13 protein-coding genes are annotated in these 18,203 nt (G+C 71.7%); 4 read left to right on the top strand and 9 right to left on the bottom strand.

Features of this window, described 5'->3' with window-relative positions:
- Positions 1-76: 76 nt before the first annotated feature.
- The 9 genes from murG to rsmH all read right to left on the bottom strand — a co-directional run bounded on the left by murG (position 77) and on the right by rsmH (position 11,962).
- The gene (murG, locus tag ACZ9QC_RS31330) at positions 77-1,174 is read right to left on the bottom strand and encodes an undecaprenyldiphospho-muramoylpentapeptide beta-N-acetylglucosaminyltransferase (RefSeq protein ID WP_467293395.1); all 1,098 of its coding nucleotides are present in this window, start codon (positions 1,172-1,174) and stop codon (positions 77-79) included.
- Between the two features lie 6 nt (positions 1,175-1,180).
- Entirely contained in the window at positions 1,181-2,530 is a 1,350-nt protein-coding gene (gene ftsW / locus ACZ9QC_RS31325) for a putative lipid II flippase FtsW (protein WP_472916172.1), read from the bottom strand.
- 88 nt (positions 2,531-2,618) lie between these two features.
- Entirely contained in the window at positions 2,619-4,046 is a 1,428-nt protein-coding gene (gene murD, locus ACZ9QC_RS31320; RefSeq protein WP_472916171.1) for a UDP-N-acetylmuramoyl-L-alanine--D-glutamate ligase, read from the bottom strand.
- Positions 4,028-5,101 carry a phospho-N-acetylmuramoyl-pentapeptide-transferase gene (gene mraY / locus ACZ9QC_RS31315; RefSeq protein WP_230212254.1) on the bottom strand — a complete coding sequence of 358 codons (1,074 nt, stop codon included), beginning with the start codon at positions 5,099-5,101 and terminating at the stop codon, positions 4,028-4,030. The genes murD and mraY overlap by 19 nt, the downstream gene beginning before the upstream one ends.
- Complete coding sequence (locus ACZ9QC_RS31310) at positions 5,098-6,513, bottom strand: UDP-N-acetylmuramoyl-tripeptide--D-alanyl-D-alanine ligase (protein WP_472916170.1); 1,416 nt, start codon at positions 6,511-6,513, stop codon at positions 5,098-5,100. The genes mraY and ACZ9QC_RS31310 overlap by 4 nt, the downstream gene beginning before the upstream one ends.
- 4 nt (positions 6,514-6,517) lie before the next feature.
- Positions 6,518-8,191: a UDP-N-acetylmuramoyl-L-alanyl-D-glutamate--2,6-diaminopimelate ligase gene (locus ACZ9QC_RS31305; RefSeq protein ID WP_472916169.1), complete on the bottom strand. Its 1,674-nt coding sequence runs from the start codon at positions 8,189-8,191 to the stop codon at positions 6,518-6,520.
- 60 nt (positions 8,192-8,251) lie between these two features.
- Complete coding sequence (locus ACZ9QC_RS31300) at positions 8,252-10,219, bottom strand: peptidoglycan D,D-transpeptidase FtsI family protein (RefSeq protein ID WP_472916168.1); 1,968 nt, start codon at positions 10,217-10,219, stop codon at positions 8,252-8,254.
- 5 nt (positions 10,220-10,224) lie between these two features.
- Positions 10,225-10,851, bottom strand: a complete 627-nt coding sequence (gene ftsL / locus ACZ9QC_RS31295) for a cell division protein FtsL (RefSeq protein WP_472916167.1) — start codon at positions 10,849-10,851, stop codon at positions 10,225-10,227.
- 154 nt (positions 10,852-11,005) lie between these two features.
- On the bottom strand, positions 11,006-11,962 hold the full coding sequence (gene rsmH / locus ACZ9QC_RS31290) for a 16S rRNA (cytosine(1402)-N(4))-methyltransferase RsmH (RefSeq protein ID WP_472916166.1): 957 nt from the start codon (positions 11,960-11,962) through the stop codon (positions 11,006-11,008).
- 355 nt (positions 11,963-12,317) lie between these two features.
- Between rsmH and ACZ9QC_RS31285 the strand changes: the two genes are divergently transcribed.
- The 4 genes from ACZ9QC_RS31285 (at position 12,318) to ACZ9QC_RS31270 (ending at position 18,075) form a co-directional block, all read left to right on the top strand.
- On the top strand, positions 12,318-12,863 hold the full coding sequence (locus ACZ9QC_RS31285) for a beta-class carbonic anhydrase (protein WP_230212246.1): 546 nt from the start codon (positions 12,318-12,320) through the stop codon (positions 12,861-12,863).
- A 285-nt stretch (positions 12,864-13,148) separates the two neighbouring features.
- Positions 13,149-14,189 (top strand): AAA family ATPase, encoded by a 1,041-nt coding sequence (locus ACZ9QC_RS31280; RefSeq protein ID WP_472916165.1) that lies wholly within the window; start codon positions 13,149-13,151, stop codon positions 14,187-14,189.
- Positions 14,186-15,544, top strand: a complete 1,359-nt coding sequence (locus tag ACZ9QC_RS31275) for a DUF58 domain-containing protein (RefSeq protein ID WP_472916164.1) — start codon at positions 14,186-14,188, stop codon at positions 15,542-15,544. The genes ACZ9QC_RS31280 and ACZ9QC_RS31275 overlap by 4 nt, the downstream gene beginning before the upstream one ends.
- Positions 15,541-18,075 carry a transglutaminase TgpA family protein gene (locus ACZ9QC_RS31270; RefSeq protein ID WP_472916163.1) on the top strand — a complete coding sequence of 845 codons (2,535 nt, stop codon included), beginning with the start codon at positions 15,541-15,543 and terminating at the stop codon, positions 18,073-18,075. Before ACZ9QC_RS31275 ends, ACZ9QC_RS31270 begins: the two co-directional genes overlap by 4 nt.
- Positions 18,076-18,203 lie beyond the last annotated feature (128 nt).

Below are 18,203 nucleotides of genomic sequence, written 5' to 3'. Positions count from 1 at the left end.
CTCAGCCCTTCGGACCTCCACGCGCTCGACCGCTCGACACCGACACGCCCCTTCGGCTCACTCGCCGATCCGTTCGCTAGTGGTGTCCGCGGCGCGACGCGATCGCCTCGTACACCATCCCGACGAGCAGGTCGTCGGCGTCCCGGCGGCCGAACTCGCTGGCGGCGCGGGACATCTCGTACAGCCGGTGCGGGTCGGCGAGGACGGGCAGCACGTTCTGCTGCACCCACTGGGGCGTCAGTTCCGCGTCGTCGACCAGCAGCCCGCCGCCGGCCTTGACCACCGGCTGGGCGTTCAGCCGCTGTTCGCCGTTGCCGATGGGCAGCGGGACGTAGGCGGCCGGGAGCCCGACGGCGGAGAGTTCGGCGACGGTCATCGCGCCCGCGCGGCAGAGCATCATGTCGGCCGCGGCGTACGCGAGGTCCATCCGATCCACGTACGGTACCGGGATGTAAGGGGGCATACCCGGCATCTGGTGCACCTGCGGCAGTTCGTTCTTCGGGCCGACCGCGTGCAGGATCTGGATCCCGGCCTGCTGGAGGTAGGGCGCGACCTGCTGGACGACCTCGTTGAGCCGGCGCGCGCCCTGGGAGCCGCCGGAGACCAGCAGGGTCGGCAGGTTGGGGTCGAGGCCGAACAGCGCGCGGGCCTCGGGGCGCACTGCGGCCCGGTCGAGGGTGGCGATGGAGCGGCGCAGCGGGATGCCGATGTAGCGGGCGTCGCGGAGCTTGCTGTCCGGGGTGGAGACGGCTACCTGGGCGGCGTAGCGGGAGCCGATCTTGTTGGCGAGGCCGGGACGGGCGTTGGCCTCGTGGACGATGATCGGCACGCCGAGCCGCTTGGCGGCCAGGTAGCCGGGCAGGGCGACGTAGCCGCCGAAGCCGACGACCGCGTCCGCCTTGGTGCGCTCCAGGATCTGCTCGGTCGCCTTGATCGTGCCGCGCAGCCGGCCGGGCACCGTGATCAGCTCGGGGGTGGGCTTGCGCGGCAGGGGTACGGCGGGGATCAGCGCGAGCTCGTAGCCGCGCTCGGGGACGAGGCGTGTCTCGAGGCCACGCTCCGTGCCCAGGGCCGTGATGCCCACGGTCGGGTCCTGCCTGCGCAGGGCGTCCGCGAGGGCGAGCGCGGGCTCGATGTGACCGGCGGTTCCGCCACCGGCGAGTACGACATGCACCGAAATTCACCGCTCTCCGGACGAACGTGCCGAGACACGCCGTCGCATCGTGTTCCATCTCCCGGGCCCCGAAGGACCGCCGCCCCGTTTTCTACCAAAGCGAGGTTGCCGCATCGCAAGCGCCGCCCGCGCAGCGGGTTCGTCGCGCGCGAACGCGATCAGCAACCCGATGGCGAACATGGTCGGCAGCAGGGCGGATCCCCCGTAGGAGAACAGCGGGAGCGGGACTCCGGCGATCGGCAGCAGACCGAGCACCGCACCGATGTTGATCACTGCCTGAGCGGTGATCCAGGTGGTCACGCCTCCCGCGGCATACCTGACGAAGGGGTCCTCCGTGCGTCCGGCCACGCGGATACCCGCATAGCCTAGAGCCGCGAAGAGGGCGAGCACCGACAGCGTCCCCGCGAGACCCAGTTCCTCACCGGTGACGGCGAAGATGAAGTCGGTGTGCGCTTCCGGGAGTTGGCCCCATTTTTCCACACTGGCACCGAGCCCGGAGCCGAAGATTCCGCCCGAGGCCAGGGCGTAGATGCCGTGCACGGCCTGCCAGCAGTCGGCGCCGTCCGTCCGGGGCTCGGTGGCTCCGATGCAGGCCAGGCGGGCCATCCGGTTCTCGCTGGTGGTGATCAGGACGAACCCGAGGAGACCGGCGACCGACAGCACGCCCGCGAAGAGCCGTGTCGGGGCGCCCGCGAGCCACAGCAGGCCGAACAGGATCGCCGTGAGAATGATCGCGGTGCCCATGTCACCCCCGAGCATGATCAGCCCGAGGAGCAGGAACGCCACCGGAACGAGCGGCACCAGCATGTGCTTCCACTGGGTGAGCAGCCGCTTGTCCTCCTTGCGGGCCAGCAGGTCGGCGCCCCACAGCACGAGCGCCAGCTTGCCGAACTCGCTGGGCTGGATCTGGAAGGAGCCGCCCAGGGCGATCCAGTTCTGGTTGCCGTTGATCGACTGCCCTATCCCGGGCACTTGAACCAGGGCCATCAGGAACACACAGCCGGCCAGGATCGGATACGCCAGCGCGCGGTGCAGCTTGACCGGCATCCGCGAGGCCACGAGCAGCAGCAAGGTGCCGATCGAGGCCGCGAGGAACTGCTTGCGGAAGAAGAAGGTCCCGGGCAGCGACTTCTGCAGGGCGGTGATCTGCGAGGCCGAGTAGACCATCACCAGCCCCAGCACGGTGATCAGCAGACTGCCGCCGAGGATCAGGTAGTACGCGGTCAGCGGCCGGTCCCAGGCCTTGCGCGCCCGGGTGTGCAGCCGCCGCAGGGGGTTCTCGCGCGGCGGCCGGGGGACGGGGGGCCGCCGGGTGACGCGCTGGAGGGGCGCACGGCTCGTACGGCTACTCGGCATCGGGGGCGCCCTCGCCGCCGACCGACCAGTTCCGTGTCACGCGTCCCTCCCAGTCGCACCCGGCGCCGCCAGGCGAAGCCGGGCCGGGTCAGCCGTCCGTGGCGGCCAGTTCGCGCACAGCCTCCGCGAACGCGTCCCCACGCCTGTTGTAGTTGACGAACATGTCCATCGACGCACAGGCCGGCGCCAGCAGCACCGTGTCGCCCGTCCGTGCCAGCGTCCGCGCCTCGCGGACGGCGGCGAGCATCGCCCCAGTGTCGGTCCGGTCGAGGTCGACGACCGGCACTTCCGGCGCGTGTCGCGCGAGCGCTTCCCGGATCAGCGCGCGATCCGCGCCGATCAGCACGACGCCCCGCAGCCGCCCGGCGGCACCGGCGACGAGTTCGTCGAAGGTGGCTCCCTTGGCGAGTCCGCCGGCGATCCACACGATCGACTCGTACGCCGCCAACGAGGCTCCCGCCGCATGCGTGTTGGTGGCCTTGGAGTCGTCGATGTAGGCCACGCCGTCCACGTCGGCGACGTGCGCGATGCGGTGGGCGTCCGGGGTGAAGGCCCGCAGACCGTCGCGTACGGCGGCGGCGGGCACCCCGTAGGCGCGGGCGAGGGCGGCGGCCGCGAGGGCGTTGGCGATGTTGTGCGGGGCCGGCGGGTTCACGTCCGAGACCTCGGCGAGTTCCTGGGCGTTCTTCTGCCGGTTCTCGACGAAGGCGCGGTCGACCAGGATGCCGTCCACCACACCGAGTTGGGAGGGGCCGGGCGTGCCGAGCGTGAATCCGATGGCCCGGCAGCCCTCCTCGACGTCGGCCTCGCGCACCAGGTCCTCGGTGGCTTTGTCGGCCGCGTTGTAGACGCAGGCGACCTGATTGCCCTCGTACACGCGGCCCTTGTCCGCGGCGTACGCCTCCATGGAGCCGTGCCAGTCGAGGTGGTCGGGGGCGAGGTTGAGGACGGCTGCGGAGTGGGCGCGCAGCGAGGGCGCCCAGTGCAGCTGGTAGCTGGAGAGCTCGACGGCCAGGACGTCGTACTCCGCGTCGCCGAGGACCGCGTCCAGCAGCGAGACCCCGATGTTGCCGACGGCGGCCGTGCGCAGGCCCGCCGCCGTCAGGATCGAGGCGAGCATCTGGACGGTCGTGGTCTTGCCGTTGGTGCCCGTGACGGCCAGCCAGGGGGCGGCGTCGGGGCCCCGCAGCCGCCAGGCGAGTTCGACGTCGCCCCAGATCTCCAGGCCGGCCGCGCGGGCGGCCGTGAAGAGCGGCTTGTCGGGCTTCCAGCCCGGGGCGGTGACGACGAGTTCGGTGCCCTCCGGCAGGGTCGCGCCGTCGCCGAGGCGCACGCTGATGCCGAGCGCCTCCAGTTCGGCGGCCTGCGCGCGGGCACGTTCGTCGTCGCCGTCGTTGACGACCGTGACCGCCGCGCCGAGGCCGTGCAGGACCTTGGCCGCCGGGATGCCCGAGACGCCCAGCCCGGCGACGGTGACGTGCTTGCCCTGCCAGTCGGTCACTTGTCCGCTGCCCATCCCGCGTAGAAGAGGCCCAGTCCGACGATCACACAGATGCCCTGGATGATCCAGAAGCGGACCACGACCAGGACCTCGGACCAGCCCTTGAGCTCGAAGTGGTGCTGGAGCGGGGCCATCCGGAAGACCCGCTTGCCGGTCAGCTTGAACGAACCGACCTGGATGACGACCGACATGGTGATGAGGACGAACAGCCCGCCGAGGAGCGCGAGGAGCAGCTCGGTGCGGGAGCAGATCGCGAGACCGGCGAGCGCGCCGCCGAGGGCCAGCGAACCCGTGTCGCCCATGAAGATCTTGGCCGGCGAGGTGTTCCACCACAGGAAGCCGAGGCAGGCGCCCATCAGCGCCGAGGCCACGATCGCCAGGTCGAGTGGATCCCGTACCTCGTAGCAGGCGGTCGGGTTGGTCAGCGTCTCCGTGTTGGCGCAGGACTCCTGGAACTGCCAGACGCCGATGAACGTGTACGCGCCGAAGACGAGCACCGAGGCGCCGGTGGCGAGGCCGTCCAGACCGTCGGTGAGGTTCACGCCGTTCGACATGGCGAGGATCATGAACAGCGCCCAGATCACGAACAGCACCGGGCCGATGGACCAGCCGAAGTCCTGCACGAACGAGAGCTTGGTGGAGGCCGGCGTCTGGTCGCGGGCGTCCGGGAACTGCAGCGCGAGGACCGCGAAGGCGATACCGACGATCAGCTGGCCGGCCATCTTCGCCTTGGCCCGCAGACCGAGCGAACGGCGCTTGACGATCTTGATGTAGTCGTCGAGGAAGCCGACGAGGCCCATGCCCGCCATCAGGCCGAGCACCAGCAGACCGGAGAAGGTCGGCGGCTGGCCCGAGATCACCTTGGCCAGGAAGTACGCGACGATCGTCGCCAGGATGAAGGCGATACCACCCATGGTCGGCGTACCGCGCTTGCTGGCGTGCTCGCGCGGGCCGTCGTCCCGGATGTACTGGCCGTAGCCCTTGCGGGCCAGCAGCTTGATCAGCAGCGGGGTACCGACCAGGGTCAGGAAGAGACCGATGACTCCTGCGAACAGGATCTGATTCATCATCGCGCGGCAACCTCACCCTCGTTGCCGCTGTCCAGCAGCGCCTGCGCCACGCTCTCGAGCCCGACCGACCGGGACGCCTTCACGAGTACGACGTCCCCCGGGCGCAACTGACTGCGCAACAGGTCGATCGCCGCCTGTGCGTCGGACACGTGCACCGACTCCTCACCCCACGAACCCTCGTTGTATGCGCCCAGTTGCAGCCAGGACGCTTCCCTGCCCCCGACCGCGACGAGCTTGCCGACATTGAGCCGGACGGCGAGCCGTCCGACCGCGTCGTGCTCGGCGAGCGATTCGTCCCCGAGCTCGGCCATCTTGCCGAGCACCGCCCAGGTCCGCCGCCCCTTGCCCATGGCTGCGAGCGCGCGCAGAGCGGCCCGCATGGACTCGGGGTTCGCGTTGTAGGCGTCGTTGACGACCGTCACGCCGTCCGGGCGCTCGGTGACCTCCATGCGCCAGCGGGAGAGGGAGCCCGCCTCGGAGAGCGCGGTGGCGATCTCACTTGCGGACATGCCCAGCTCATGGGCGACGGCGGCCGCGGCGAGCGCGTTCGACACGTGGTGCTCACCGTACAGGCGCATGGTCACATCGCTTGCACCGGAGGGTGTGTGAAGCCTGAACGAAGGCTGTCCGGCCTCGGTGAGCGTCACGTTCTCGGCGCGTACGTCCGCTTCGCCGGACTCTCCGAAGAGGATCACCCGGGCCTTCGTACGGGAGGCCATGGCACGCACGAGGGGGTCGTCGGCGTTGAGGATCGCGGCGCCGCCGTCCTCGGCGGAGGGCAGGGCCTCCACCAGCTCGCCCTTGGCCTGGGCGATCTGTTCGCGGCCGCCGAACTCGCCGATGTGGGCGGTGCCGACGTTGAGCACGAGACCGATCTTCGGCGGTGTCAGCTCGGTGAGGTACCGGATGTGGCCGATGCCGCGGGCGCCCATCTCCAGGACGAGGAAACGGGTCTCCTCCGTGGTGCTGAGGGCGGTGAGGGGCAACCCGATCTCGTTGTTGAGGGAGCCGGGCGTGAACACCGTCGGCGCCTTGCGCCGGAGCACCTGGGCGATCAGGTCCTTGGTACTGGTCTTGCCGGCGGAGCCGGTGAGGGCCACCAGGGTCGTGCCGAGCTTGCGCACGACGTGCCGGGCGAGGGCGCCGAGCGCCGCCTGCACATCGGGGACCACGATCGCGGGCACGCCGACGGGGCGGGACGCCAGCACCGCTGCCGCGCCCGCCTCGACGACCGCGGCCGCGAAGTCGTGTCCGTCCACGCGCTCGCCTGCGAAGGCGACGAAGAGGCTGCCGGGTTCCACTTCACGGGAGTCCCGGACGACCGGTCCGGTGACCAGCGTCGACGGATCCGGTATGTCGTGCGTCTGCCCGCCGACGACTTCTGCGATCTCGGCGAGAGAGAGGGCGATCACAAGTTCATCCCTGGGTCTGCTGGATAGCTTCGCGGAGCACCTGGCGGTCGTCGAAGGGACGGACCACGCCGGCGATGTCCTGGCCCTGCTCATGGCCCTTGCCCGCGACGAGCACGGTGTCGCCCGGCCGCGCGCGGGCCACGGCCGCGGCGATCGCGGCGGCCCGGTCCTCGAAGAGGAGGACCTCGCCCCGCTCGTGGGCCGGCACGGACGCCGCGCCTTCGAGCATGGTCGCGAGGATCGCGAGGGGGTCCTCGGAGCGGGGGTTGTCGGAGGTCAGTACGGCGGTGTCGGAGAGCCGGGCCATGGCGGCGCCCATCGGTCCGCGCTTGGTGGTGTCCCGGTCGCCGCCGCACCCGAGCACGACATGCAGCCTGCCCTCGGTGACCTTGCGCAGCGCCTTGAGGACCGACTCGACGGCGTCCGTCTTGTGGGCGTAGTCGACGACCGCGAGGTACGGCTGCCCGGCGTCCACCCGCTCCAGCCGACCGGGCACACCCGGTACGGCCGCGATGCCGTCGGCGGCGGTCTGCGGGTCGATCCCGGCGGCGGCCAGCGCGGCGACGGCGGCCAGGGTGTTGGCGACGTTGAAGGCGCCCGGCAGCGGCGACCTGGCGACGATCCGCTCGCCCTTGGGTCCGACCGCGGTGAACGTCGAGTCCAGCGGGCCGACCCGGACGTCCTCGGCGCGCCAGTCGGCGTCGGGGTGTCCCTCGGCGGAGAAGGTGACGACCGGGACGGTGGCCTCGTCGACGAGCCGGCGGCCGTACTCGTCGTCGAGGTTGACGACGCCGAGCCTGCTGCGCTCCGGGGTGAAGAGCTGCGCCTTGGCCTGGAAGTAGTCCTCCATGCCGGAGTGGAACTCCATGTGCTCCGGGCTGAGGTTGTTGAAGACGGCGACGTCGAAGACGCAGCCGTCGACCCGGCCGAGGACCAGGGCGTGGCTGGAGACCTCCATGACGACCGAGTCCACACCGCGTTCGCGCATGACGGCGAACAGGGCCTGGAGGTCGGTGGCCTCGGGGGTGGTCCGCTCGGACTTGATGCGCTCGTCGCCGATGCGCATCTCGACGGTGCCGATGAGTCCGGTGGAGCGGACGGTCCGCAGGCCGCCCTCCACGAGGTAGGCGGTGGTGGTCTTGCCCGAGGTGCCGGTGATGCCGATCTGCAGCAGGTCGCCGCCCGGCCGGCCGTAGATGGTGGCCGCCAGCTCGCCCATCCGCGCGCGCGGGTTGTCGACGACGAGGGCGGGCAGCCCGGCCGCGGCGGCGCGCTCGGCGCCGCCGGGGTCGGTGAGGACGGCGACGGCACCGAGGCCGACCGCCTGGTCCACGAAGTCGGCTCCGTGCAGACGGGCACCGGGCAGGGCGGCGTACAGGTCGCCGGGGCGGACGGCGCGCGAGTCGTGGGTGATGCCCGTGACCTGGGTGGTGTCCGCGCTCGCCGGCTGCTCGGCACCCAGCTGACCGGCGAGTTCCGCGAGGGGTGTGGCGGAGACGTGGGCCGGCCTGGGCGGTCCCGGATATGTCACGGGAACGTCCTTCTGGGTGGTTTGGGACTGATCAGCGTGTGGCACGGCGGTGAGCGTACCGGGCACACCCCCGCGGGAGCGAAGCGAGGGTTTGTGCGAGGGGGCCTCGGAGGCGTGGTTCCCGGGGTCGGGAGTGATCATGGTCACGAGTCGGTTCCTGGCTGTTGCGCTGATCGGCGGGCGGATCGGGGTGGGGCGGGAGGCGGGTCAGGGGGCGAACGTGACGGGCAGGTTCGCGGGCCTGGCCCCGGTGGGCGGCACCTGGAGGGTCTTCAGGGCGAACTCCATGACCTCCTTGTAGATGGGGCCGCAGATCTGGCCGCCGAAGTAGTTGCCCTTGGTGGCGTTCTGGATCGCGCAGTAGACGGTGATCCGTGGCTTGTCGGCGGGCGCGAACCCGGCGAACGACGAGGTGTAGCCCCGGTATCTGCCGGTGGCCGGATCCACACGGTTGGCCGTACCCGTCTTGCCCGCGACCCGGTAGCCGGGGATGCGGGCCTTGGTGCCCGTGCCCTCCTCGTCGTCCACGACGGACTCCAGCATCCGGGCGAGGGTCTTCGCCGTCTTCTCGCTCACGACCCGGGTCTTCCCTGGCTTCGGGGCGGGAGTGAAGCGGCCGTCGGGCCCCTTGGTGCCCCGTACGAGGGTCGGTTCGACGCGTACGCCGCCGTTGGCGATGGTCGAGTAGACCGAGGTCGCCTGCATGGCGTTCATCGACACGCCCTGGCCGAAAGGGATCGTGTACTGCTGCGAGGTCGACCAGTCGCCGGGCGCGGCGAGGATGCCCTTGGTCTCACCGGGGAAGCCCAGGCCGGTGTAGTCGCCGAGGCCGAACTTGCGCAGGTAGTTGTAGAGGATCTTGTTGGACTCCTGCTGGTTCCGGCCGAGTTCGCCGGTGGCGAGGATCGTGCCGATGTTGCTCGACTTGGCGAGGACGCCGTTGAGCGTCAGGTACCAGGTCGGGTGGTCGATGTCGTCCTTGAAGAGCCGGTCGCCCCGGTGCAGCCGGTTGGGCACGGTGACATGGGTGCCCGGGGTGGCGACGTTCTCCTCCAGCACGGCGGCCATCGACATGACCTTGGCGGTGGAGCCGGGCTCGTAGGCGTCCTGGAGGGCCGCGTTGCCGAGCGCGTCCGGGTTCGCTCTGGTGAGGTCGTTGGGGTCGAAGCCGGGCGAGTTGGCCATGGCGAGGATCTCGCCGGTGCGGGTGTCCTGCACCATCACGTAACCGCGGTCCGCCTTGGACTTCTTCACCTGCTCGGTGATGGCGTTCTGCGCGGCCCACTGGATGTCGCGGTCGATGGTCAGCTCGACGTCGGAGCCGGCGACCGCGGGGGTCTCGGTGGAGCCCGCGGTGGGCACGAGACGGCCGCCCGACTGTGCGTAGCGGATCTTGCCGTCCTTGCCCGCCAGCCGGTCGTTCCACTGCTGCTCGACACCGCCGGCGCCCCTGCCCTCGGCGTTGACCCAGCCCAGTATCCCGGCGGCGAGGTCGCCGTTGGGGTACACGCGCTTGCTGCTGGGCTCCTGGAAGACGCCGGCCAGGACGTTGACCGTGCCCTTCTCGTCGGCGGCCCGCTTGACGAGCGCGGACTTCAGGTCGCTGATCTGGTTCCACACCTGGGGGGTCTGGCGGCGGGCGAGCAGCACATAGCGCGTGTTCTTGGTGCGGAGCCTCTCGGTGAGCGTCTCCTGGTCCGCGCCGAGGATCGGCGCGAGGAGGGCGGCCGCCTGCTCGGGCCCGTCGTCGATCCTCAGCTCTTCGCGCGTGAACATCGTCGGGTCGGCCGTGATGTCGTTGGCGTCGGTGCTCATCGCCAGGACGACGCCGTTGCGGTCGGTGATGCCGCCGCGCTCGGCCGCCAGCACCCGGCCGACGTAACGGTTCTGGTCGGCCTTGGCGGCGTACTCGCTCGCGTCGACGGCCTGCACCTGGAGCAGCCGTACGACGAAGGCGATCATCACCAGGGTCAGCGCGAGGCTCACCATGCGCAGCCGGGGGCGGGGGCTGCCCAGCCGGATGGTGCGCGCGGGCGGCTGCCGGGGCGTGGCCGGACGACGCTGTGCGGCGGGGCGGGCACCGGGTCCCGGTCGGCGCTGCTGGCCGCCCGGTCGTACGGGCCGGGCTGGTCCGGGTACGCGGCGGCGGGGGGGCTGCCTGCCTGAGTCGGCCACTTCCGTCACCTGCCGGGGGTCGTCGGGAGCTGGGTGGGCTGTGCGGGCGGGGTGGTGGGGGTCGCGACGGGGGCGGCCGGGGGCTGCGGCGTCCGCGCGTGCGACTGCGGCTCGGGTCCGGTCGGCGTCGGCGTGGGGGGCGGTGTCGGGGAGCCGGAGGCCGCCGGGCTCGCGGGTGGTGTCGGGCTCCCGGAGGGCGTCGGGCTCGCGGGCGGGCCGGGGTCGAGGATCTCGGGTGCGAGGACGAGCGGCATCCGGGCCGCGGTCTGCTGGGCGGCGCTCGGGACGCCCTTGACGGTGCCGTCGGGGTCGAGGAAGGCGGGGTCGCCGCCGGGGACCATGCCCAGCTCGCGGGCGCGGCGCTGGAGGGCGTCGGGCGCGGAATAGGCGTCCACGTCCCGTTGGAGCGCCTGTTCCTCGTCGGTGTAGCTCTTCACGTCGTCCTGGAGGTCGTCGAGCTTGAACGACCCTTCGCTGAGCGCGGAGTTCAGCACGAGGAGGCCGATGAGGCCGCCGCCCAGGAGGAGGACGACCAGGAGGACGAAGGGGGTGCGGGCGGCGCCCTTGGGCCGCGTGGGCAGGAGCCGCGCGAGTCGGGCCGCCCGGCCCCTCAGTTCGGGTTTCCTGCTCACGCGCCCTCCCTGTGGGGTCGGGTGCCGGACTCGCCCGGCGTCCCCGCGAGTTCGCTTGTCGGACTCACTCACCGTCCCCTTCACACCGTGTGCGGTCGCCTCGTCCGCCTCGTACGCCTCGTGCGTTGCACGTGGCCGATGCGCGTCACGCGTCTCATGCGACGTCCTCCCGTACGCGTTCCGCCCCGCGCAGACGCGCGGGGGCGGCGCGCCGGTTCTCGGCGACCTCTTCCTCGGTGGGAAGTTCGGCACCGCGGGTGAGGAGCTTGAGCCTCGGCTGATAGCGCTCGGGGACGACGGGCAGTCCGGGCGGGGCGGTGGTGGCGGCTCCGGCCGCGAGGACCTGCTTCACCAGCCGGTCCTCCAGCGAGTGGTACGACAGCACGGCGATCCGGCCGCCGACCGCGAGGGCCTTCACCGCGGCAGGGATCGCCCGTTCCAGGACGGCGAGTTCGCCGTTGACCTCGATGCGCAGGGCCTGGAAAGTGCGCTTGGCGGGGTTGCCGCCGGTGCGCTTGGCGGCCTGCGGCAGGGAGTCGCGGATCAGTTCGACGAGTCGGGCGCTGTTGGCGAACGGCTCCTTGTCACGCTCGCGCACGATCGCGGAGACGATCCGCTTGGCCTGCTTCTCCTCGCCGTACGCCCGGAGGATCCGGACGAGTTCGCCCGCCGGGTAGGTGTTGAGGACCTCGGCGGCGCTGATGCCCGTCGTCTGGTCCATGCGCATGTCGAGGGGCGCGTCCTGGGCGTACGCGAAGCCCCGGTCCGCCTCGTCCAGTTGCATGGAGGAGACGCCCAGGTCGAACAGGACGCCCTGGACGCGCGGGAGGCCCAGGCGGTCGAGCACCTCGGGGAGTTCGTCGTAGACGGCGTGCACGAGGGTGGCGCGGTCGCCGAAGGGGGCGAGGCGTTCACCGGAGAGGCGCAGGGCCTCCTTGTCCCGGTCGAGGGCGACGAGGCGTGCCTCGGGGAACCGGGTGAGGAGCGCTTCGCTGTGGCCGCCGAGGCCGAGCGTGCAGTCGACCACCACCGCGCCGGGCGCCGTGAGGGCCGGGGCCAGCATGTCCAGACAACGCTGGAGCATGACGGGGACGTGGCGGCTGTTGCTCAAGGGGCCCTCTCAGGTCCGGCGCGAGCCGCACGTACGCGCCGCGCACGCGGGGAGACGCCGGGCTGTCGCCGGTTCTCCTTGGGTTTCGGTCCAGCGGGGGACGTGGGGCCCGTCGTCACCTTGCCGTCCGGCCCCGCCTCCCGCTCGGCGTCACTTTAGTCCACGGCCCCGCACGGTCAATCAACCGGCCTGCGCGTCGCGGCGCCGGTCCGGACGAAGCCGTGATTCCGGCGAAATCACCCGTACGGCCGTGATCCCGCCACTCCTGTGGGTTACCTCACAACAAGGCTCAATGACGTTCTTTGTCCTCTCTCACAGAGCGCCCTCGGCGGCGGTGACCAGTACCGTCTTGGCTATGACGACCTCCGCAGCAGTTCCCACCGGCCCCGAAGGCGCCATATCCGACGGCACCGTCACCGATCGCCTCGTCGAGGCGAACCAGCGCTATGCCGCCGCGTTCACCGACCCCGGGATGGACGCCCGCCCCGTCCTGCGTGTCGCGGTCGTGGCGTGCATGGACGCCCGCCTCGACCTGCACGACGCGCTCGGCCTGGAGCTGGGCGACTGTCACACCATCCGCAACGCGGGCGGCGTGGTCACCGACGACGTGATCCGCTCCCTCACCATCAGTCAGCGCAAGCTCGGCACCCGCAGCATCGTCCTCATCCACCACACCGGCTGCGGTCTGGAGGCCCTCACCGAGGACTTCCGCACCGAGCTGGAGGCCGAGGTCGGCCAGCGTCCGGCGTGGGCGGTGGAGTCCTTCCGGGACGTCGACCAGGACGTACGGCAGTCCATGCAGCGGATCCGCACCAACCCGTTCCTGCTGCACTCCGACGACGTGCGCGGCTTCGTCTTCGACGTGAAGACCGGCCTGCTCCGGGAGATCGACGCGGCCTGAGCCCTGTCGAACCGTACGGTCGGAACCGTTCTCCTACCGCCCGAGGGCGGTTCCGCGCAGCCCCGCTTTGCTGTCAATCTGCTGGCATCTTGCCCGGCAGAACGCTGCAAACCTGACATATCACGGACGGTTATCCACAGGCGAGTGACACGGATTGGTAACGGCAGCAAGAATGCGGGTGTGGCGTCACGCTGAGCAGTTCACGCGTGGTGTCCGTGTTTCGGGGTGGGCCGGTCCGCATCGCAGAGCGACGGCCCGGAGAAAGAACGGGCCGAGGAGGGCCGGGTGACGACCTATGACGATCGAGCGAGCCTCACTGATCTGACCAGCACTGTGGAGCGAGTCCGCAGTTCTGTCGAACAAGTGATCGAGGGCAAGCCTGAGGTCGTACGGCTTTCGCTGACAGTGCTGCTCGCCGAGGGACATCTTCTGATCGAAGACGTACCCGGCGTCGGCAAGACCATGCTGGCCAAGGCACTGGCGCGGTCCATCGACTGCTCGGTGCGGCGTATCCAGTTCACGCCGGACCTGCTGCCGTCGGACATCACAGGTGTGTCCATCTGGGACCAGCAGCGCAAGGAGTTCGAGTTCAAGCCGGGCGCGATCTTCTCGCAGATCGTGATCGGCGACGAGATCAACCGCGCCTCGCCGAAGACGCAGTCCGCGCTCCTGGAGTCCCTGGAGGAGCGCCAGGTCACGATCGACGGCACCACGTACGAGCTGCCGAGCCCCTTCATGGTGGTGGCCACGCAGAACCCGGTGGAGATGGAGGGCACCTACCCGCTGCCGGAGGCCCAGCGCGACCGCTTCATGGCCCGCGTCTCCGTCGGTTACCCGAGCCCGGAGGCCGAGCTGCAGATGCTCGACGTCCACGGCGGGGTCTCGCCGTTGGAGGACATGCAGCCGGTGGCGCACGCGCACGAGATCGTGAAGCTGATCGAGGCGGTCCGGGGCGTGCACGTCGCGGAAACGGTCCGGCGATACGCGGTGGACCTGGTCGGGGCCACCCGCACCCATCCGGACCTCAGACTCGGCGCCTCGCCGCGCGCCACGCTGCATCTGCTGCGTGCGGCGAGGGCGACCGCCGCCCTCAGCGGCCGGGACTACGCCCTGCCGGACGACATCCAGTCGCTGGCCGTGTCCATCCTCGCCCACCGGCTGCTGCCCACCGCCCAGGCGCAGCTCAACCGGCGTACGCCGGAGCAGGTGGTCCAGGAGATCCTGCAGCACACCCCCGTGCCGCAGGCCCCCCAGGCGCAGAGCGGGTACGGCTCGGTCCGCGCCACGCCCGCGTATCCGCAGCAGCCGCCGCGGAGGCTTGGATGACCACCGCGGGGCCGGCGCCCGCCCCGGAACAGGACAAGGGCGGGCTGCGCACGGCCCTCGCCGGCCTCACCACGCGCGGACGCTCCTTCCTGGCGGCCGGCGTGGCGGCCGCGGTCTGCGCGTACGTCCTCGGGCAGAGCGATCTGCTCCGGGTCGGCCTGCTGCTCGCCGTGCTGCCGCTGGTCTGCGTGACCGTGCTGTACCGCACCCGGTACCGGGTCGCGGGCAGCCGCCGCCTCTCCCCCGCGCGCGTGCCCGCCGGCAGCGAGGCGCGTGTCCATCTGCGGATGGACAACGTCTCGCGGCTGCCCACCGGGCTGCTGATGCTCCAGGACCGGGTGCCTTACGTGCTCGGTCCGCGCCCCCGGTTCGTGCTGGACCGGGTGGAGGCGGGCGGTCGCCGCGAGGTGTCGTACCGGGTCCGCTCCGATCTGCGCGGCCGCTATCCGCTGGGCCCGCTCCAGCTGCGCCTGACCGACCCGTTCGGCATGTGCGAGCTGACCCGGTCGTTCTCGACGTACGACACGCTGACCGTCGTCCCGCGCGTGGAGGCCCTGCCGCCGGTGCGGCTGAGCGGCGAGGCCAAGGGGTACGGCGACGGGCGGCAGCGCTCGCTGGCGCTGGCCGGCGAGGACGACGTGATCCCGCGCGGCTATCGCCACGGCGACGACCTGCGCCGGGTGCACTGGCGTTCGACCGCGCGCTACGGCGAGCTGATGGTGCGCCGCGAGGAACAGCCGCAGCGCGCCCGCTGCACGGTGCTGCTGGACACCCGGGCCGAGGCCTTCCTCGGCGCGGGCCCCGACTCCGCCTTCGAGTGGGCCGTCTCCGGTGCCGCCTCCATGCTGGTCCACATGCTTGAACGGGGCTTCTCCGTCAGGCTGTTGACGGACACCGGCAGCTCGGTGCCCGGCGAGGGCGCCGACGGGTTCGCGGGCGCCAGCCAGGAGTCGGCCGACGCGGCCGGACTGATGATGGACACCCTCGCGGTGATCGACCACTCCGCCGGCACCAGCCTGTCGCCCGCGTACGACGTGCTGCGCGGCGGCAACGAGGGGCTGCTGGTCGCCTTCCTCGGCGACCTCGACGAGGAGCAGGCGACGGTGATCGGCAAGATGCGCCAGCGCGGCGGTGGGGCGGTCGCCTTCCTGCTGGACAGCGAGGTGTGGACGACCGAGCCGGGGGAGGTGCCCGGTGCCGGGAGCGCGAGCGAGGAGTCGCTGCGGCTGCTGCACGAGACGGGCTGGACGGCGCTGACCGTGCCGCGCGGCGCCTCGCTGACGGACCTGTGGCGACAGGCGGACAGACAGCGCACCGGAGTGATGTCCGGGAGCGGTACGGAGGGACGGTCATGAGCGGGCGGGCGAGACTGGCGCTGTGCGCCTGGGCCGCCACGATCATGGCGGCGTGCGCACTGCTGCCGCTGGTGGACCCGGCGACGTGGATCATCCAGGCGGCGCTCATGCTGGGCGTGCAGACCGGTGTGGGAGCGCTCACCCGGCGCGTCCCGCTGGCCCGCCCGCTGACCGTGGCCGCCCAGGCCCTGGTCACCCTGATGATGCTGACGCTGGTCTTCGCCCGGGAGCGGGCGGTGGCCGGGATCGTCCCCGGCCCCGAGGCCTTCCAGTACTTCGCGACGCTGCTGCAGAGCGGCGCCGAGGACGTCGGGCGGTACGCCATCCCGGCGCCGCTGACCGACGGCATCCGGCTGATGATCATCGGCGGTGTGCTGGTGATAGGCCTGCTGGTGGACGCCCTCGCGGTGACGTTCCGCAGCGCCGCCCCCGCCGGCCTCCCCCTGCTCGCGCTGTACTCGGTCGCGGCTGGACTCTCCGACGGCGCAGCGTGGCTGTGGTTCGTGCTGGCCTCGGCCGGTTATCTGCTGCTGCTCCTGACCGAGAGCCGCGACCGGCTGTCGCAGTGGGGCAGGGTCTTCGGCGGCGCGCCCCAGGGTCCCCAGCGCCCGGAGTCCGCGAGCGGCCCCGTGGCACCCGTGCGCACCGGGCGGCGCATCGGCGCGGTCGCGCTGGGCATCGCCCTGGTGGTGCCGCTCGGGCTGCCCTCCCTCGACGGGGGACTCCTGGACGGCACGGGCGCCGGTCTCGGCGGGGGCTCCGGTGGCGGCGGCACGATCGCCGCGGTGAACCCGGTGGTGCAGCTGCGCGGCAGCCTGAACGTGGACGAGGACCGCCAGGTCCTGTCGTACCGCACGAACACCGACAACGTGCAGGAGATGTATCTGCGGATCGTCTCCCTGGACAACTTCAACGGCACCTCGTGGACCCCGACCGAGCGCTCCATCACGGGGGTCCCGGACGACTTCGGCACCCCGATCGGTCTCGCCTCCGACGTCAAGCGGACGTCGATCGAGACCCGGATCGTCGCGTCGGAGGACTACGAGCAGAACTGGCTGCCGATGCCGTACCCGGTGACCAGCGTGGACATCGACGGCGACTGGCGGTACGAGCCCGTGGGCCGCACCCTCGTCGGTGACCACGGCCAGGACACCAAGGGCGCCCAGTACAAGGTCGAGAGCCTGATCGTGGAGCCCACGGCGGAGCAGCTGGCCTCGTCGCCGGAGCCGCCGCCGTCGCTGCGGCGGGAGTACACCAAGGTGCCGGCCTCGCTGCCGCCGGTGGTGGCGCGGACGGCGCTGGAGGTCACCGAGGGCGCGAAGAACGACTACGAGCGCGCGGTCAAGCTCCAGGACTGGTTCGCCTTCAGCGGCGAGTTCACGTACGACACGGAGGTGCGGTCGGGCACGGGCGCTCGGGCGATAGCCCGGTTCCTGGAGGACAAGGAGGGCTTCTGCGTCCACTTCTCCTTCGCGATGGCGTCCATGGCCCGCACGCTGGGCATACCGGCCCGGGTGGCGGTGGGCTTCACCCCCGGCACCCCGCAGACGAACGGCACGATGTCGGTGGGTCTGCGCGACGCGCACGCCTGGCCCGAGCTGTACTTCGAGGGCGTGGGCTGGACCCGTTTCGAGCCCACTCCCAACCGGGGTTCGACGCCCGAGTACACGGTGCCCGAGGACACCGGCACCGGTGGTCTGCCCGAGGTGCCCCGTCCCTCGTCGTCGGCGTCCACGGCGCCGTCGGCCGAGCCGTCGGCGAGCGAGAGCTGCACGCCGCAGGAGGCGAAGCTGGGGGCCTGCGGGACCGAGTCGGCGGCGGCCGTGCCGGGTTCGGACGACGAGGAGCGCTCGTTCTGGGGGCTGGTGTTCTTCTCGCCCTGGACGCTGCTGATCATCCCGGGAGCGCTTCTGGTGCTGGCGATCCCGCTGCTGCCGATGCTGTGGCGGCTGCGGGTCCGGTCCGTGCGGCTGGGCGCGCACCAGGGCGCGGTGCCGAAGGGGGTCCAGGAGCCCGCCGTCGCGCGGGAGGTGACCCACGAGGGCAGCGAGGCGCCGGGCTCCCCGGCACCGTCGGGCAGGGCCACCGCGTACGGCCGTACGGAGGCCGCGGCGGCTCATGCGCTGGCTGCCTGGCAGGAGGTGGCCGACACGGCGTGGGACTACGGGATCGCGCCGGACGAGTCGCAGACGCCCCGTAAGGCCGCCGCGCGGATCGTGCGGCTCGGGGAGCTGGAACCGGCGGCCGCCGAAGCGGTGCACCGGGTGGCGGCGGCGGTGGAGCAGGTCCTCTTCGCTCCGCGTCCGCAGGTCCCGGCGGGTCTCGCCCGGGACGCGCACCAGGTCGGGGTCGGTCTCCGGGCCAACGCGGGCCGCCGCACCAGATTGCGGGCACTGCTGCTGCCGCGTTCGACCGTCCGGGTGGTGTGGGCCCTCGCGGCCCGCTGGGCGGACACCAGGGACGAGCTGCTGTCCCGGCTCCCCGCGCCACGCCTGCCGTGGCGACGCCCCACACCGAGCCGGAACGGCTAGCGCCGACGCGTCACGGTCCTGCCCCCGCCGGGTTCGCCAGGCGGGGGCAGGACCGTTCGTCCGTCCGGGGGTCGCGACAGCAAGGGCGACGGCCGGTGGTCGGCAGCCGCTGGTCGATGGCCGGCGGC

It is taken from the genome of Streptomyces sp. HUAS MS02 (assembly GCF_055702265.1).
This window is presented reverse-complemented; position numbering and strand designations above follow the sequence as displayed.

What these genes read in the sequence shown, in the direction of transcription:
- mraY (WP_230212254.1), bottom strand. Translation starts at nt 5,101, where the DNA reads ATGATGAATCAGATCCTGTTCGCAGGAGTCATCGGTCTCTTCCTGACC.
- murD (WP_472916171.1), bottom strand. Translation starts at nt 4,046, where the DNA reads ATGGGCAGCGGACAAGTGACCGACTGGCAGGGCAAGCACGTCACCGTC.
- ftsW (WP_472916172.1), bottom strand. Translation starts at nt 2,530, where the DNA reads ATGCCGAGTAGCCGTACGAGCCGTGCGCCCCTCCAGCGCGTCACCCGG.
- ACZ9QC_RS31270 (WP_472916163.1), top strand. Translation starts at nt 15,541, where the DNA reads ATGAGCGGGCGGGCGAGACTGGCGCTGTGCGCCTGGGCCGCCACGATC.
- ACZ9QC_RS31285 (WP_230212246.1), top strand. Translation starts at nt 12,318, where the DNA reads ATGACGACCTCCGCAGCAGTTCCCACCGGCCCCGAAGGCGCCATATCC.
- ACZ9QC_RS31275 (WP_472916164.1), top strand. Translation starts at nt 14,186, where the DNA reads ATGACCACCGCGGGGCCGGCGCCCGCCCCGGAACAGGACAAGGGCGGG.